The sequence below is a fragment of the Aquimarina macrocephali genome (assembly GCF_051627225.1).
Classification (GTDB): domain Bacteria; phylum Bacteroidota; class Bacteroidia; order Flavobacteriales; family Flavobacteriaceae; genus Aquimarina; species Aquimarina macrocephali.
Genome location: NZ_CP151795.1, coordinates 4,163,814 through 4,180,739, shown reverse-complemented (window position 1 = coordinate 4,180,739; position 16,926 = coordinate 4,163,814). Strand labels below are relative to the sequence as shown.

Genomic DNA, 16,926 nt, shown 5'->3' with positions numbered 1-16,926 from the left:
CCTTATTGTTACATTTGATTAAGAAAATAAGGTAAATTCCTTTGAAAATATTCATTATTAGTTTTTTCTAGAATACTTTTAAGTCTTTTATAATAAATATCACCTTTCATTACTTTACCAATACAAAAAGAAATTGCGTTCATGAATAAATCTCTATCATCTTTTTCTTCATCTTGATCTATATCTTCTATTACTTTAACCATAAAAGGTATTGCTATAGAATTGTCATAAATCATAAAAATATCTAATAAATAATAAGAATAATACCAGTTTTTGGATATCAAAACCTGAGAAACGGATAAAACACATTCTGTCAAATCTTTTTGAGTTTTATACTTTGTCAATAATGTCTTGAAAAGAACTATTCTTTCTCCATTTAAATATGTCTGAATGAAATTATCAGAAAAATATTCTCTATATGGCATATAACCTTCCTTAACGTAAGACATAATATCTTTTTCTATAAAATCATCATAAATACCAATATCATTAAAAAAAGAAAAATAGTTTAAAGCTGCTCTATCGAGTATTTCTTCATATTCTAAATGTAAAGTTGCTTTCAGCATCGGATGATCTGCTTTCTCAAATTTATTCTTTACATTTTGAGATGTTTTAAAAATTTCCTCAAACTTTAATAATTTATCCATCTCCATTGTTTTTATCTGATTTATTAGAAGGAGTATCTATTGTTTCTATTTTTTCTGGTTCCTCCTGTAACATGTTGTTAAATACTTTTGTTGAGACTCCTGGAAAACCTATACTCATTCCTTTTTCATATTTGACGTACCAAAACCCCACACTTCTTGCTCCGTTAAATATTGGTCCTCCTTTCCCCTTTCCTGCCGTAAACTGGAAAGGAGTAGTTGTTAATTTAAGAGCATCAGTCAATTTCACTTTATATCGAACAATTAAATCATAGGGGCCATTTTTTATAAATTTTGCATTTTTTAAGTAGTTAATATCAGGCCTAACGTGAGGTCCTTCCCCTTTTATATTAATATCTTGTAAATATCCCCTTGTGATTTCAAATTCTGTTTTAGACATAGCTCTATAAAAGAATACATTTTCATCATCATCGTCATCATTTTTCAGTACTTCTTTTACAATCTTTAACTTAGCTGCTTCCATTGCTAAGTGATAAGTTTCTCCTTTCAATTTAGCAATTTCTGCTCTTTTCTTTTCAGCAGATTTATCAGACATATTCTTAACAATATTCATTGCTTCAAGAATCATTAACAGTCCACCCCTTCCAAACCTTCCTTTTTTCGAAGTTTTTGTCTTAGGTGGTGTTTTTCGATCTATTTTGTCTGAGGGGTTTTTAACAGCTTCTTCAGCTAGCTTTCGCTGCAATTCTTTGCTTGTTACTAATTGATGAGATGATTTAGTTTTAGTTATAGTTCCTGCTGTTCCTGTTTGAGTTTCCTCTAATCCTTCTAATTCAATACCATCAATAACCTTATTTTCGCTAAAAGCATAAGTTGAATTATATGGGTAACTACTAGCCAACGGATCCACTGCAAAGAATCTCCCAATTCTAGGGTCATGCATACGATACTTATAGTTTACACTATTCCCTTCACCTTTAATCTCGTCATCTTTTTCTTGCCCCTGGAATCCATATCTATAGGATTTAGAGTCTTTATGTCGATTAGGTTGTAGCATCCCAAACGGATAGTAACTATTATAGCTCTCTACCTTAGCTGTTAAGTCTCCTGTAGCAGGGTCCAGATTTTTACGATCGTTAACCACTACACGTACATTACCAAGGTGATCCTTGATTTCGTAATACTTATTACCCAGATCACGATATACCAATCCACTGGTTGCCTCATCTTCTGTCGTAAGAATGGTATACGGTTGATACGGTTGGTATCCTGTTACTCCTCCTATAGCAGCAGGTAAATTATTTAGCGCTGTACTGGTTTGAGTATCTAGATTCCACTCCTGTCCGCTATTCGTTGTACTTACAAACTGGTAGAGTTTATTATCCTTATTTACTCTAAGGTCTCCTAAAGCATTTGTAGCTACGACCTGATTATCTGAAGCTCGTTTTACGACCTTGGTATCTGCATTGGTTGTTACCTCTTGCGTATACTGTGTATAGTAGATATCATCTCCTGTGTTTATCAAAGAACCTTTACCAATATTACCGTTGGTTACTGCAATAGTCGATACACTTGCTACTACTGGTAGTTTCGTATCCGGATCGAGCTGCCAGGTGCGAATTTCTGCATCTGTAGCTGCGGTCCATTGTGCTGGCAAGGAAGTGTTATGATACACACTTATCGCTGTACCATCGGTTGCGATCTGCAACTCTCCATTACCTTCTTTATCGAAACTATTAAAATATTCTGGTAGTGATGTACCATCAAAACTTACAGCTCCTGTTTCACCAATTGTAAAACGAACCAGGTTGGTTCCTGGTGGCGTTGTTACTGTACCATCTGCTGCAACAGTACCTTCGGTATGTATGGTGGCATAAAGATACGCCTTTTTTTGTTGCTCATCCTGAATCACTGCCATATGACGCCCATAATTACTATAGGCAAAGTTTTGATGACCAGTAATCGATACTCCTCCGCTATTACGTAAAGTAGCACAATGTAAGCCAGAAGCTGTATCTCTATAGAATATCAAATATTCACTAGGATTAGATGGGTGTTTTACCACTACCGTTTTTGCCTGTGGATCAATTGATGTAGCCGTATCAACATTAATAGTTTCTAATCCTGATACCAGATTACCCAATGCATCATAGATTAATAATACAGAACGATCGGGATCAGTACTAAAGTAATTAGTCGCTACTGCGCCGTAGCTTACTATTTCACCTTGTGTATTCTCTATTAAGAAGACATTATTATCAGTTACAATAGGTACAATAGCTTCATTTTCCTGTTGTAAAGCTTCATATTGTAATGCATTAAACGTTCGATCCGCTTTTGCTTTCGCCATCTTGGTTCCTGGAACCTGCACTACAGCACCGTTTGCATCTGTTAATTCTTTACTATCATTTTGTACTAAGAATACATTGTCTAATGCGTTTGTGATGTTACTCATAAACTGTACTGCTACCTCTTCATAGTTTTCTATAACATCAAATCCATAGGTACGTGTATAGATCACTTCGTTAAAGACATCTTGTCCTACACGATCACTACCATAAATAGGTCGCTCTGAAATACTAAATGTTGCTGTATACGTATTATCGGTTGCATCATTTGGATTTATCTTAACATCCTCACGTTTATAGATTCCCATTACATTACCAGAAGCATCACAAGTATAATAAGTTGTTTCTACTGCTGCCGGATTATGAATTTTCGGACCTTCTCCAGTCGTATTATATGGCATACGATTCACTTGCTTCATCGCACGCATACCCATACCATCATAAGTAAATGACATGTGTACTTTTTGTGTATCAGGATTACTCGTATTATCCGGAACAATTTCTGATACTTTACCTGCAGCTGTCCATACGTAACGTAATCCTTCGCTATTATCGCGAATTAATTGACCCGTTTCATCATATTCATAGTTTCCTACATTTTGATCAGGTAAATCATTGATTACTGCACTTACTTGTCCTACAGCATCATCTACATACGTCAGACGATTAGATAAGTTTGGATTTTCCAGATTGTAGTGATACGTTAGATCATCTATTAACTGCCCATCATCCTTATGACGTTTTAATCGTTGTAGGTTACCATTTTTATCATACTCGTAAGATGTTTTAAAGGCATTGGCACTACCTCCAATAGCTCCATAAGTTTGATTGGTATCACTATATAATTGTGTAGTTGATGATTTGATTCGATTTAACTGGTCGTAGTGGTAGCTATTTCCGGTAAGGTAACTCGCTCTGTTTTTCTCTTTCGCTTCTTCTGCAACATGAGAGGTCCAGGTACTAATATTACCATTATATAGATTCTGTTGTACGCCGTTTACTGCATTTTCCAGATTAAATGGATTGGCTGCTGTAAGCCCAGAATTTAATACTCCGTCACGAGTAAAGTCTCCTCGGTAATACCCTAATGCCATACCAAATTCATCTTTAGCATGTTTTGTTGCGGCATCACCACGTTTATTATTCGCATCTGGGTTATACCCATTCTGTGCAAGGTCTGGTGTATTGATACCTTTTAACCATCCATGAATGGTATAGGTAAAATCTAATCCCTGTACTTTATCTTCTCCTAGTTCGGTTCTTGCTAACGGGCCATGTAGATAATAATCATATCGGGCATCTTCATCCCAAACATAACCGTCTTTAGATGTTTTTACTGATACGATTCTGTTATCTTCATCATACGTATATTTATGACGATATTCATCTACTCGTCCTCTGTTAAAATAAACTTCGTTTACATTACCAGAAACCAGATCATAAGCATAGGCAACTGTTGTTCTACCAATCCCAGGGAGTTCCTGTACGCACCACTCTACATTACCATGAGGATCGTAACTGTAATACGTTTTAGTAACCTTACCATTTTTATCTTTATTATTGATAAAACTCACATTATTACGTAAAAAACGTTGTTTTTGATCTCGATAAGCTATTTCTTCTACCCTATCATTATATGTGGTTTGAATATATTCAGTTTTATCAATCATTGGTAAATCGATCGCTACTTGTGGATTCGCTTGATTATTAATCAAGAAATCTGCAGGGAATATTTTTCCATTTAATTTGGCTTCTCCACCTTCACGTACTCTTCCCAACTCATCATATATGACAAAGGAGAACACTCCTTCCCGTTGTTGTCGTTCGTTTTGAGAATACCATAATTGACCAATATCATTGTATACAAATTGTGAAGTACCTCCATCTGGTGTATTTTGACTGGCTAATTGTGAAATACTATTATAGTCATACCCCGTAACATATGTATGTGAAGTTGAGCTACGACCACTAACCGTGCGAACTCCTTCTGGTGGTACTGTACGTACCAGATTACCAGCACGATCATAATAGTATAAAGTGAAGTGATATGTATCACTTGTTCCTTGGGTATATTTTAACGTTACCTCATCATCTAATCCACCTGTATTATAAAGGACTGCATCTACACTAGCCTCTAACTTATCTATATTTTCAACAACACAAAGCTCTACTTTAGCTGCAATCGCTTGATTAAATGTGGATGGGCCTATAGGTTTAACCGTACGAGTAGTATCTGGTTCTGTATCGTTTCTTTCTTTTTGAGTCGGAGATTCCCAACTTAAACATATATTATAATTACGTCTTACAGGGGGTTGTGTCACTGCGGTAACTACCGTTTCTGCGGTACAGCCATTAGCATCTGTTATGATAACCTTATAATTACCTGGTGAGATACCAGGATAACTAGATGTACCACCTTCCTGAACAACTTCTTGGTATTTCAATTCTTCTACCTGTTCTATAACAGGATCTCCGTCTGGAGGAAGAACTTCTTCTTCGGTTACTAAATACCATGTAAATGTATAGGGTGCAGTTCCCGATGTATATCCTACTACCGTACCTCCTGTTGTTCCTGATCCTGAAACCGCATCACAACTCGTTTGAATATCTTCTATTATTGGAGTTTCTAAAGGCGTAGGATCTTCTAAGGTTACTTTAATAGGATCTGTTGCTCCACATCCACTCTCATCTGCAACTACTACACTATATTCACCAGCTATAAGCCCCGTTGCAATATATCCTATTGAGATCACTTCGCCCGCAGTATTGGTCCATTCATAGCTAACCGCTCCTGAATTTCCTGTTACCACAACTTCTGCACTACCAGAATCTTCTCCTGCACATTGTGGATTATTCGCTATCGTATCTACAGATAAGTTAGAAAGCGCCTTTATATTAAAATAACTAGATGCTCCACAAACTCCAAGATCTCCACTATAGGATGAAACCGCACTTGGTTGTACAAAAATTTTATAATTACCTACCCCAACATTCTGTAATTGAAATGGTGTAGGATCACTTCCTAATGACGGAATATCACTAAACACTTCTGGCGTTCCTACGAATTCACCTTCATTATCTACTTCTCCAAAGAATACAGTATACCCCGAAACAGCATAAATTGAACAGCCGTTCCCATTATTTCTTAATTCAAAGTTTGCATCTAAAGTGTCATTGGCAAAACAAACTTCCAGATCTCGATTATTATCCTCAATTTTTATACTTGCTCCAATAGTCTTTGGCACAAAAGAAGTCCTAAATATACAGCCATTAGTAGCAGTAAGTTCTATAGAATAAAAATCACCAACTATTGCATTTATAAGTTCATGACTTTGTGCATCAGGAAATGTTCCTGTATAGGTTACAATATCTTCTGATATACCTCCAGTAATTTTATATATCCTTCCTGTATAATTTGTTCCTGTAAGAGATGGATGAACATCCAAAGTATTAAATGATACCGTTACATTACCACTTGTGACATCACAAGGTAATAACGAAACACATAATTTATCTATAGGTTTAGCTACAACACCAACAGCTATTGATTTTTCAAATTGACAACCATAATTATCTTTAAATGTAATACTGAAGTTTCCTTCGGGTACTTTTTCTATAGTTAATTCCTGTCCATTTGTTAATTTTTGGCCAATAGTAACCAAGTTAGGATACGTAGAATTTACAATTTCAAAAGGTTCTTGCTCTAAATACCCGGTTCCTTGTTCTCCTGTTATACTAACCGTAACTTTACCATCAGACTTACCAGAACAACTTATACCGTCTACCAAAGTAAGGCTTATTTCGGCACTTGGATATACTTCTACATCTACAGTTGCAGTACCACTACAATTAGGTGCAGGGTTTGTTGCAGATTGTACAGTAACTTGTAATGATGTTGAATTTAATGGTCTAAAAGTAAACTTATTACCATTAGAAGATATTGGCTGTACATTCCAGGTATACGTATAACTTCCTCCTGCTAATGCTCCAGAAAGTACAACTTCTACCACCACATCTTCACCTTCGCACACCGGGGAACTGCTCAATGTATTAATGGTTATTCCCGGAAATGGAGAGTTTACTACTTCTACGGTATCACTTGCCGTAGTAACCTCAAGGTCACAAACCTGATTGTTTAAAACACAAGTAGCTTGCCCATTTTGTATGGTTTCTACCTGATACTCAAAACTGGTTCCAGATAGATTGGTTAAACGGGTATTAATTTTAAAGGTTTGATTTTTATTAGTATCTAAATCTGTTAGACTCCAGGTTACCGTGGTTGCCGTAGTACTTGTCGGTGCAGGGAAACCACTTACCTCATTCGCATACGTAACTCCGGTTGGTAATGTAACTACCAATTGCTGTTGAGCAATAGGATTAACACTTGCATTTACTACTGCTATTGTTACTTCATTACTATCATTACATACTAAAAAGTTACTACCCGTGATATCTACTGTCATATCCGGAGTAGTTAATCCTTTAAGCGGTATAAAACGATCAAACTGAAGACTTATATTTTCTGAACAGTTGGTAGTACCTTCTAAGAAAAATTGAACTGGTTTTCCTGGGTTATAGTTACAATCTGAGTTCAGGCTTATTCTAAAGCTAATCTCATTCTTACCTGATAAACGAATCCCTGGAATAGTACTTTCTGTTGCATCGGTAAGATCTCCTGATGCTACAAGTAAAGAAGTCACTAAATCTGACGCGTTGATTATTAGATCTTGAGTACCTGATACATTTTGCTGAATAAAAGAAGTAGGAACTGTAGCTGAAGCTCCATTATAGGTATAGGTTATCGTACTTACATCCGAAACAGAAACTCCAACTGGTAAATCGACAGTGACATTGGTATCATATACATTAGCAAACTTAGAGCTTACTACTTTTACATCAAAAGCAATATCCTCACAAAGATCTACTTCGTTTCCTACGCGGTTTACTTCCCAATCAATTCCTCCGGTTTTATACCGTAGGGTTACTATATTTTGTTTTACTTCAAATTGACAAGTAAGTGCTCCATCATTTATAATAGAATTTACTGCGGTCAACTCAGCTTCGGTATCAAAAGCTTCTCCAGATAATGGCCAAGAATCACAAGACCAACTGGATATCAAATCAATATCTTGTTCTACGTCATTCTCACAAACACGGTATTCTGCAATCGGATAAATTGTAATACAAGTTTGCGCTGCGATTTTGGAGTTATTAATTCTTACCAACATGTTTCCAGGTTTTCCAGAACGAGGATTTATAGGTCCGTAATGAATTATATCCTCTTGCGGAATTATGTTTCCGCTCTCATCTTTTGCCCCAACTAAGATGGTACTTTCATCTCCTGTTTTCAATTCTAAAGCAACCCATACATTAGAAATTGTTGTATTAAAAGTATTGGTAGCTTCATTACAATACTGTACTGGCCAATCGGTAGTACGTTCGAAACCTTCTTGTACCTGATTTGGATCTATCCTATATGGAATGTTATACTTTTCTACCATTGTACGTCTAATTCCATAATTACTATCCAAAGAATAGTCTATGACCTCTGTTTCATTCCTTACAAAATCTATATAAAATAGATTAGATTCAAAATTTTTACGGTTATTAAACGGAGGAATTACATAATCTGAATTGCACTCTAGTTCTATTTCCGCAAACATTGTTATGGCCTCATATCGTTTATTACCACCAGGTACAAATACATCATTAAAACTTACAATGTTTTGATTGGAAGTTTGCGAATACGACGCCGGATAATTATTATTAACGACAAAGTCTCCTATATTGTAATAAACGGAACTTGAAGAAAGAGTAGGCTGATCCGCCAATTGATATCCTTCTGGTAAAGAAAATTCAAGGTTCTCCATTAAGATAGGTCTATATTCATTCAAGAAATCATCTCCTTCTGTAGCTGAATAGTATCTAAAAACACCTAAATTAAATGGTAAAGCACAAGTTGCATTTACAGTTGTAAATAAAAAATACTGTATACTTGGCACGTACAATTCAAAATTGGTTCCTTTAGATCTACCACAAGAAATTTCAGAACTTGCAGTTGTTTTTCCGGAAAACCTTCCTCTAAATACTGCTAAATCATGAGTTTTTCTTCTAGATAATTTAACATCTTTAATATTTTGAAATTGTAATTGTAAATCTTTAACTTCTAATGGGATATTCGCACCCGATATTGGAGTTATTGGAACTGTATATCGATACGTAATTCTATGGTTACCATCTATAGTTACTACAGGATTATTTAATACATAGTTAGTACCACCAACCAAAAGGGTTCCATTATCAGTATGTTTCAATTGTTCGACATCTCTATCATCTGGTAAATTAAAAGCTATTTCAAATAATATCTCGTTATATGTTATAGAGTCACCTGTATTAAGGGTTCCTGTAGAACTAACTAGTACTTTATCATTTGGGTATGCCGCATTTAATTGAATATCCGGAGTATTAGCATCTACCTTTGGTATTGAACTCAATTGAGCTTTTGAATAATACTCTTGTCCATTATGACCATCTACATATCCAAAAGTATTTCTTTTAACTTCAAAAGTTTCTGTATTAAAATCACAAGTATTACCTCCTCCTCCTGGTCCACCAGGATCTGTAGTACATCGTTCAAAAACTGTGAATATGGATTTCGAAATATCTACTAGCTTTAGCAGTTCTGAAGGGTTATTACATACATCACTATACATTTTCCAGTTTACATCTTCAATCGTTTCAACCAAAGTATCACTACATTCTACCAAAACATTAATATCAAAGTAACCTATCTTACTTCCTCCTTTGATTTCATATGTATTTCCAGAAATCAGATTTGCTGTAAGCGATATTGGTTGACTAGAACCAGTTTCATACCATTCAGAACTTTCGATTATATAGCCTTCAGGAAGCGTAAATCTCGAAAGGTAATTGTTTGTTCCATTTATAGCATCGAGATTGTCATGTAAAACATTTGCAAAATCTACATTAAATTTAAGAGTCACCCTTTGATCTGTTGCCAATTCATCGGGAATATTCATAGAAGAAGATCTTTTTATGGTTTGTACAAAAAATGCATCTGCTTTAGTATATGTATTAGAATCACAAGTATTAGATTTAGCATTTAAACGGCCTTGTGAAATAGTATTAGAAAAAGAAAAACTAGTCGTCCTATAGTATGCCTCAGCCCACTCCAATGTCATCTCATAATCAATAGTAAGGGTTGCTCCTACAGGCAAATCATCATAGAATCCATCTTTATCTATATCTTCCAAGCCTACTCCAATACCATCTGGATCTGAAGTAAAAATCCCATCATAAATATGGGATTGAAAAGTTGAAGTCCCAGAATTATTTAACAAAGTGATTCCGTTAATCAATAATTTATGCACTCCTAAATTACGGAATATACTTGCGTCTTCTCTTATCCAAACATCAAAAGCTGAATCGGCAGAAGATATTTCTGACCCTGAACCTATATTAGTAAATTTATATTGAAATTTTATCGTATCTCCACATAAGTCTCCTTGTTTTATGACAATCATATCAGATTCAAAATTTGGAAGACCTGTAATAAAACTTAAATAGTTTACGGATGTTGAGTCTTTATCTTCAACCGCTTCGCAAAATGTAGTATTACAACCATATATTGCAGTATAATTAGTCGGCATAGAAGAATGACAATCAGTAGAATCTAATGATACCTGATCAATAAAAACTAGTTTTTCATTTTGTTCAAACAGATTATTTCCATTACCAACACTAGTAAAATTAGTTATTACATAAGTTAATCGTTGTAATCCTGCGCCAAGTGGTGAAGTTACTGCAGCTCCTACAGGTGAGAATACCAGTCCTGAAGATAATTTAAGTTCCTTAAAATCAATATTTGCATCGTAATCTACATATAATCTAAACTCACTCACGGCCCCAAGACCACTATTTATAACTTCTACTTCTCTATTAAATATAGAGCCATCGGTATCTTTTTCTAATACTCCTACCTGTATATTAACATCCTGATCTTTTACTTTTACAAATAGTTCGGGGAAATTAACATTATATGATTCTGAAGTACCTGTTACCGTTTGTTCTACTCCTGCGTTTACCTTATAGGCGATTGAGTTATCATTTCTTACAACAAATGTTTCATTAGTTTGTGTTGCAGCATCAAACTCAGTTAGCAGTGTACAGTTTCCTTTTGCTGTATAGGTAAAGCTGGTAATTCCATTAGCCGGGATATCTGGTATTAAAAACTTTATTTGACTAGCTGTATTACCATTAGGATATTGCGAGTTTACCAAAGTAATTCCATTCGGTAACTTAGAATTATATACAATACCAGATAAAACAGCATTGCTTCTATTAGTCAACTTAATGGTAAAAGTTACTTCGTCTCCACAAACTACCAATGCTGCATTGGTAGATGTTTCTATCAACAAATCAGCATTGGATTGTGCATATCCTATTACACTAAGTAACAGAAAAAGTGCAGTATATATTTTTTTCATTTTGTGTGTATTCGAGTTGGTTATCTGATTTGTTTACGGTTCTTGGTGATTAGCTGAAATTCGTTATTTAAAAGTCGAACTTCTATGGCTATAGATTTCGGTTTTGCTTTACCCCACTTCTTTTCTATATTCATTTTTAGATCATCTAAATAGACTAAGGTTTCTTGTTGGTTATAAAACAAATAGAAATTATTATCTGATTTTCTATTCAATATTGCTTCTTGATTATCTAACAAATGTCCATCTTCAATTAGATCTACCTGAATAAACTTTACATCTACAGCTTCATAAAAGTGAAATGAAATTTCGAATACATTTTTTTCTTTTTCAAAAACCTCAAAGTCAAATGTATTTTGTTGCGCATAAAAAAGTGTCGTACAAAACATCCCAAAAATCAGGATCATACTATGTTTGATTCTATTTTTCATCGTTGCTATAGGTTTAGTTGTTAGGATCAATGACTACGTTTATTCCTGTTTTTGGTGACTCGACCGGATCAAAATCAGGATCAGAAGGAGAAAATGGTTTTTTGGTGGTTTTGATATATTTATCTCTATCCACAAAAGTATCTCCAGGTCCATTTGGATTTTGGCGAGTAATATAATCTGCCTGATCTGTACATATCCCAAAAGATTGTAGTTCCCATTTTTTGCTTTCTCTATTATAAACATATACTGGTTCGACAGGAAGATTGTTTGTATCGTATGTCAAATCCGGGTTATAATTTCCTTTGTCATCACATTTACTCGGGATATCTAATTTCACGGTCCATTCTACTGCTTGTTTCTGCCTAGTCGATTGCGCATAGGTGAGCGATTGTCTAATATCCCAAATCGTCACAAAAGGATATGCCGATGTATTATACGAATACTTAATTAATCCATTAGGAAGGTTTTCTACTATTGGAGATTCGTTTGTCTGAGTTGTTATCCCTGTTAACGGATCAAAATATTTTAATTTCTGTGCTTCTCTTGTAGACAATCCAGCTACTACAGGCCCCGATACTCCTAATTCTGGAAAACTTAGATCTATAGTATATTTAGAAATAGCATTAGGATCTGATCTATCCACTCGTGTAGGTGCTCCCAAAAGTCTACATGTTTCATCAATACAAGCATAGGTATCTACTTCACATTGCTTTTTACATTGTTGCACAATCTGCTCCACTAATACATCAATATCCTCTTCGGGTACTATATTATCATTAGGATCGATTTTACATTTGCCAATTACATAACATCTTTCTTCAAACAGTCGTATTAAGTTTTGCCTAAACAATTCTCGTTTTTCTTCACAGTTTTCATTACAATCCTTAGCCAGTAGCGAAATTTCATTTTCAATCATACTAACTCCAGTAGCTTGTGGTTCGCCGGCTAGATTAGTAAACCATCTATCTTCTGGAATCGGCGGCATATCTGCAAAATCATTAGTGATATACCCTCCGTTTTCTGCAAATAAATCTGCTGATAAAAACTCTAATCCAGATAATGTTCCCGGTAATACATCTGCACTAGTAAACGTTAATATGAAACCTGTTTCTTTCTCATAATCTGGATTTAACACATAACTTGTTGCTTCAAAATAATTTCCACAATTAACAGGTACCACATCTGGAATCACTTCTTCTTTAAAATCTTTTACCAAGTTATAAAAGGTAAGGCGTTGATCACAATTCCAGTCTTTTGAAGTTTGCTCACACTTTATATATCCAACATCACAAAAATTACAAGGAATCGGGGTTCCATCAGGATATTCACCGCAGCAACCGAACTCTTTTTCTTCTATTTGTCCAGTTGTTTCATTAACCACTTCTTCTATACAAATATTAGGATCTCTAAAACAAGTTTCTCCTTCAAGAATAGGAAATGTCCCTTCTTTATATTCAAAATACTTAAAGGCATATACCGGGTCTTTAATATTATAATAAAGTTCTCTTGTTTCCGGATCAAAAAGGTCTAACCATTCCCCTATAAGGCCTGTTAGTCTCTTTCGATCATATTTTGTATATTTTAGATTGGTTTTTGAATTCACCAACGTATCAAAATCGGGTTGAAATACTGCAAAATTAGCCTTAGGAGCTCTGTCTTTCGGTACTTCATTTATGATATCTCCAAATTTATAACCAGTACATTCAAAAAACTTATGCACTACACTACCCAGTTCTGCCTCTGCCTGATCCTGAGCAACACCATTGGTGCTTATATTTTGTCTTCTTATTCTTCTTACTAGTTTACGCTTGGCTATCCATCGAACAATAAAATTATTGATATTATCTTTTAGATGTCCCTCACTATCACCACCTCTTGTATCATAACTATCTGCTACATTATTTTCTTCATTTGAATCCAAGTCGTAACCCCCAACGCATAATTTATTTACTAGTTCTATCACAATAGGTTCCCAGCATTCTGCCAGTTCTTGTGCAGAGTACTGCGATTCTGGTAATATCACTTTAGGTTTTGGGTAATCACAAGATTTGTAATTTCCATTTAGAACCGGATGATTAGGAATATCCTCTTCTACTTTAGGGCAATCCTGATCACCATATTTATCTGTAGCCATATGATATACCATTTGATTAAACACCCCAGGTCTTTGCCACCCTACGAGTTGAGCATATATTTCTGCTGCTGCTCTTTCTCGCGTGTATCCAATATTTACCGCACTTTTACATTCGTAAAGCATAGAAATCGCATACCCTTCAAAATCAATAGGATAAGCATCAGTATTCTTAAGTGTAACCGAACCATCGCTTAGTTTTTCATAAGTGAAATTGTTCTCTGTATCTAATAAGAAATTTGGATTTGGATTTATGGGGTTATCTGGATTTGGAGTGGTTAACGGAGTGGCTCCTGTCCCAAAATAGGAGATAGATTCTACCACCTGATCATCTAACTGTTTATTATTTCGATATGCCTCTAAAGCTGTTGGAATCGGAGTACGGAAAGGTGGTGTAAATAATATCGGTACCTGAAACTGACAACATGGTGTTTCAAACCCCACTTTTACAGGTCTTCGTCCTGCAATTGAAGTATCGGTAGCATAATCAAATGCCTTTAAATCACCACTAGGGTCAAAATAATAAACTGTGATTTTATATTGCTCTTCTTTACCTATATAATAATCTAAAAACTCATCATCTGCTTCAGGGTCGGTAGGATCTTTACTACTAAAACTTATTTTTTCATCAGAGCACCCTACGCAATCAAAATTAACGGTAGCACTTCTTCTTCCTGTAGTAGCATCCGTAACAATATTTGCTGCGAGTTGCTTATTATAAACTAGTTTACCGAAATGAAAAATATCATTATATAAATATTCCATTTCTTCTTCACAATCTATTTCATTCGAAAAATCAATAATCCAATCAAAAAATGGTTTTATGAGTTTATTAATATTATCCTCTGCATTAACCAAATCAAGCTTTATAGAATCGCTAGGCACTAATGTTTTTTGAATATAATATGTACCTGTACTTAAAATTACATTTCCAAAATCGACTGTAACATTATCTATACCGTCATTTGTTGTATCTGTTAAATCTTTTAATGTTGGTTGCTCAAAACTATGTACTACATTTCCTGTACTTATATCAAAAACTTCAATTTTTAGATTATAGTCCAAATTTAATTCCAGGTTATGGCATAATCCATCTAATACAGGTCTTGTTATTGTATAACTTATGTTTACATCTGTTCCATCTTCTAAAATAGTAATACGCTTAGATGCTAAAAAACCTGTCGATGTTTTTATATTATTGGTTATTCTATCGGTTACCCCTTTAACTATGTTATCTGGATTTGTATCTTTTACACTATCTAACACAGTATCATCTTCACTAAAAGTAAGCCCTGTAGCGATTGTATTTCCTTCTTTAGTGATATAAGAAACCGATCTTGTACTATTAGGATCAACGGTTATAATTTTTGCAACATCTTGATGATTAGGTGCTTCATCACCAAATAACTTCACTAACTCATCCTCTGTAGGTGTAGAATACAAAGTTCTTGTTGTTCTCGTTTTTCCATCGGCTATATTGCCTATCATGTGCGTTTTACCAACACCCGACTGTTCGACAACACGATCAGTACCATCGTTACTAAAAATAACTCTAGTAAAAGGGTACCCTTTTGCATTTGGTATTCTTTTATCTGCATTGGCACCAGAATAGTATTCAAAAGCACCGGTAGCATCTATCATTGCCGGAGCATTATAATTACTCTCTTCATCAAAATCCTTAGCTTTATATAAACTTTCACTCGTCTGTACAAAACCTTCTTTATATGCATTTATCTTCTCTCCAACGATGGGCACAGGTAATGTATTTATAGTAGGTCTTCCCGAATTATCCAGAATTGTTTGTGTAATTACCTTATAATCTTTTGATGGTATATATCGTTGTGTTTGTTTAACTTGATTTAAAGAAGTAGCATAGGTCACTTGCTCGCTTACTTTATTATTTTCTGTAAAAACTCTACTGTATTGATAATTTTGTTGATCATCGACATCTGTAAAAAAGAATACTTGATTAGAGGTTGTTGAAGGTGTAAATACACATGAAGTACACGCTGTATAATCTAAAGCATTCCAACTTCCCCAGTTTTTATTATTACCAATTCCATTTTCATAATACGTTCCTATTGGTCTAACTCGCCATGTATAATATCCTTGTCCTTCTCCCATTGTGAGATCAATAGAAGTTGTTGCTCCATCAACATGTAACGATAATGCCTTATTCCAATCAATAGTTGTAGTTATTGTTCTTTGATCAGATGATGTTGCCGGATCAGTGTTAAATAATCTAATAATCTGAAATTCGTACCCTGGAGCGTTACAACTATCTGCCCAATTAAATACTATTGCTTTGGAATTTGCTATAGCTGTTTTTGTTAAATTACTTACTGTGTTTGCACTTACATCAATACCATAATTCATTTCATAATTTAGTCCAACATTTAACTCTGTTCCTGCATTAATGGTAACTGCCGTATTTGTAAGGTTACTAACAGTAGCTACAACTCCATTAATTTTATTACCTAGATAAGAGAGTCCTGTACTATTATTATTAGTGTCTATGTATTGGTTAAGATCGAGAAAAACTACACTTTCTGGTTTGTTATTATTCAATTCAACTTTAAATGATATTGCCGGATCTGTACCAGGATTATCGGTAAGTACTTTTATTTCGAGATCCATTCCTATTTCAAACGGGACTCCGAAATTATCATATCCAAATTCGTAATTTTCTCCCAGGTCAATTTTGACCCATACTTTTCCTTCATTAACATTAAAAGTAGAACATGGAGTAATAAAACTTAAATTACCCGAAGTTGATTCTCCTGCACCAGGAATACTTAACATAACATTGTCTAAGTATACTCCTTTATCTTGCGAAAACAATGTACTGCTAGCTAGAAAAAGCAAAAAGATGATTCTTGTGAGTGACCAATTAATTTTCATCTGTAA

4 protein-coding genes are annotated in these 16,926 nt (G+C 34.7%); all 4 read right to left on the bottom strand.

From position 1 onward, the window contains the following. Positions 1 to 8: 8 nt before the first annotated feature. The 4 genes from AAFU52_RS18190 to AAFU52_RS18175 are packed head-to-tail and all read right to left on the bottom strand — an operon-like array spanning position 9 to position 16,920. On the bottom strand, positions 9 to 647 hold the full coding sequence (locus AAFU52_RS18190) for a hypothetical protein (protein WP_438422964.1): 639 nt from the start codon (positions 645 to 647) through the stop codon (positions 9 to 11). Beyond that, on the bottom strand, positions 640 to 11,460 hold the full coding sequence (locus AAFU52_RS18185) for an RHS repeat-associated core domain-containing protein (protein WP_438422962.1): 10,821 nt from the start codon (positions 11,458 to 11,460) through the stop codon (positions 640 to 642). Before AAFU52_RS18185 ends, AAFU52_RS18190 begins: the two co-directional genes overlap by 8 nt. 20 nt (positions 11,461 to 11,480) lie before the next feature. Further along, entirely contained in the window at positions 11,481 to 11,888 is a 408-nt protein-coding gene (locus AAFU52_RS18180; protein WP_438422961.1) for a hypothetical protein, read from the bottom strand. A gap of 13 nt (positions 11,889 to 11,901) precedes the next feature. Further along, positions 11,902 to 16,920 carry a hypothetical protein gene (locus AAFU52_RS18175; protein WP_438422959.1) on the bottom strand — a complete coding sequence of 1,673 codons (5,019 nt, stop codon included), beginning with the start codon at positions 16,918 to 16,920 and terminating at the stop codon, positions 11,902 to 11,904. Positions 16,921 to 16,926 lie beyond the last annotated feature (6 nt).

What these genes read in the sequence shown, in the direction of transcription:
- AAFU52_RS18190 (WP_438422964.1), bottom strand. Translation starts at nt 647, where the DNA reads ATGGATAAATTATTAAAGTTTGAGGAAATTTTTAAAACATCTCAAAAT.
- AAFU52_RS18185 (WP_438422962.1), bottom strand. Translation starts at nt 11,460, where the DNA reads ATGAAAAAAATATATACTGCACTTTTTCTGTTACTTAGTGTAATAGGA.
- AAFU52_RS18180 (WP_438422961.1), bottom strand. Translation starts at nt 11,888, where the DNA reads ATGAAAAATAGAATCAAACATAGTATGATCCTGATTTTTGGGATGTTT.
- AAFU52_RS18175 (WP_438422959.1), bottom strand. Translation starts at nt 16,920, where the DNA reads ATGAAAATTAATTGGTCACTCACAAGAATCATCTTTTTGCTTTTTCTA.